2 protein-coding genes and 2 pseudogenes are annotated in these 2,238 nt (G+C 39.1%); all 4 read left to right on the top strand.

Translation table 11 applies throughout. The annotated features are described in order from the left end of the window. A pseudogene (locus tag D9734_RS23110) lies at window positions 1-451 on the top strand (hypothetical protein); the annotation flags it as partial. Between the two features lies 1 nt (window position 452). Beyond that, complete coding sequence (locus D9734_RS23105; RefSeq protein WP_000357803.1) at window positions 453-848, top strand: hypothetical protein; 396 nt, start codon at window positions 453-455, stop codon at window positions 846-848. A gap of 104 nt (window positions 849-952) precedes the next feature. Beyond that, a pseudogene (locus D9734_RS23100) lies at window positions 953-1,492 on the top strand (HNH endonuclease); the annotation flags it as partial. Between the two features lie 103 nt (window positions 1,493-1,595). Further along, the coding region (locus tag D9734_RS23095; protein WP_130210871.1) for an ISAs1 family transposase at window positions 1,596-2,238 on the top strand (643 nt) is incomplete at its 3' end.

The following is a 2,238-nucleotide window of genomic DNA, read 5'->3' as shown; positions in this document are numbered from 1 at the left end:
CATAGTTACGGATCCGATAGGGCTGCTTGGTGGAATAAACTTATACCAATACGCGCCGAATCCGCTGAGGTGGATTGATCCACTTGGGCTAAAATCATGTTTCTCTAGTAGTACAGGCCAGAAACGTGCTGAAGATATTATCAAAAAGCATGGCGGGATTCAGACCGCTGAGAATCGATATCAGATGCCTAATCGTCGAGCTGCAAGACAGGCTGCATCAGAAATTGCGGGGAATCTCGGTTCTGATCGTATCATAACAAGAAAGCCTGACTTTAGAGGTGGTCCATATACGTGGAAAGATTCTCAAGGACGTATAGGTGCTACAAACGCAAGTGGAACTGCGGGGTGGCGTGATGACATTTTAGGACATCCTGAATTCGGGGCTGGTTCCCATGTCAATGCCTGGAATGAGGCAGAGGGTATTTTAAGTAATTTACATTTGGATTATTAAAATGGATAAAATTATATTCAGATCCGAGTCTGATAGAGAGAATGCAAAGGCAAGTGATACCGAAGCTATTTGGTATACAGTAGTGAATGAGCTGAAACAATCAGAACAAATGGCAAGTACAAATCCATGGAACCAAGATGATGCGATTATAAAGAAAAGATTTTGTTTATTAGATGATTGTGTTATTTCTATACGTTCGGCAAGAGCTGAAGATCGAATAGAAAAAAGAGATTATAATAAAGGGTATTATTTTATTGAGATAATGAACCAAGATGAATCGATAAAATTTAGCTCACATAAAATATATTCATGGGAACAAGTTATTGAATGTGCGTCTTGGTTCAAAGGAGTATCTTTTTTAGCTGCGCAAAGAATATGGAAAGTAAAGAAGTTGTAATGGAGTAGAATTGAAATAAGGGATGTTACCAGATATTATTTAGCACCCAGTGGATTGGAGTATGGTGATTGCTCCTTACTTTTTCTGAAACTATGCCTTGATGTCGCAAGGCGGGATTGCACTGCAACCTTCTGAGGTACTACGACTCGGACTGTGGAACATTTACGTAACCCGATCCGATAGGGCTGGCGGGGGGAATAAACCTTTACCAGTATGCACCAAATCCAATAAGTTGGATCGATCCATTAGGTCTGAAATGTGGCCCAATGGTGAAGAAAGTTAATGGACGTAATCCTAGCAATAGTGCATATGCAGGAAGAATATATCCAGCAAGTAAGTTACCTGTTGATATAAGAGGTAAATACCCCCATGGTGTCCCATTTAACCATGCTGGTTTCCCTGATTTTTCACGTTATTCGATTAAAAATACCCGTATAGAATTAGGCTCTTCTAGAGATATAGATTTTGCTAGGGCTGATAGAGTCGCTGGATATGGTCCGGGTAACCCTCGGCCTGAAGGATATACTTGGCACCATCATCAGGACTCAGGATATATGCAATTAGTTCCATCTGATATTCATGATGCAGTAAGACATACTGGTGCAGGGAAAGATCATCAGAAGTACACTTTTTGTACTAAATAATTCGCATTTTATGTTTAATAATTGAGATATTCCTTATTACCTAAAACTGTTTTTTATTGCTTATACATGATCAAATATTCCTTGCATAATTAAGGAGAACAAAATGGAACTTAAAAAATTGATGGAACATATTTCTATTATTCCCGATTACAGACAAACCTGGAAAGTGGAACATAAATTATCGGATATTCTACTGTTGACTATTTGTGCCGTTATTTCTGGTGCAGAAGGATGGGAAGATATAGAGGATTTTGGGGAAACACATCTCGATTTTTTGAAGCAATATGGTGATTTTGAAAATGGTATTCCTGTTCACGATACCATTGCCAGAGTTGTATCCTGTATCAGTCCTGCAAAATTTCACGAGTGCTTTATTAACTGGATGCGTGACTGCCATTCATCAAATGATAAAGACGTCATTGCAATTGATGGAAAAACGCTCCGGCATTCTTATGACAAGAGTCGCCGCAAGGGAGCGATTCATGTCATTAGTGCGTTCTCAACAATGCACAGTCTGGTCATCGGACAGATCAAGACAGATGAGAAATCTAATGAGATCACAGCTATCCCTGAACTTCTTAACATGTTGGATATTAAAGGAAAAATTATCACAACTGATGCGATGGGGTGCCAGAAAGATATTGCAGAGAAGATACAAAAACAGGGAGGTGATTATTTATTCGCTGTAAAAGGAAATCAGGGGCGGCTTAATAATGCCTTTGAGAAAAAATTTCCACTGAAAGAAT

The sequence above is a fragment of the Escherichia sp. E14S1 genome (assembly GCF_004211995.1).
In the GTDB taxonomy this organism is placed as follows: Bacteria; Pseudomonadota; Gammaproteobacteria; order Enterobacterales; family Enterobacteriaceae; genus Escherichia.
Note: the sequence above shows the minus strand (reverse complement) of the source record. Positions and strands in the feature narration are given on the sequence as shown.

What these genes read in the sequence shown, in the direction of transcription:
- D9734_RS23105 (WP_000357803.1), top strand. Translation starts at nt 453, where the DNA reads ATGGATAAAATTATATTCAGATCCGAGTCTGATAGAGAGAATGCAAAG.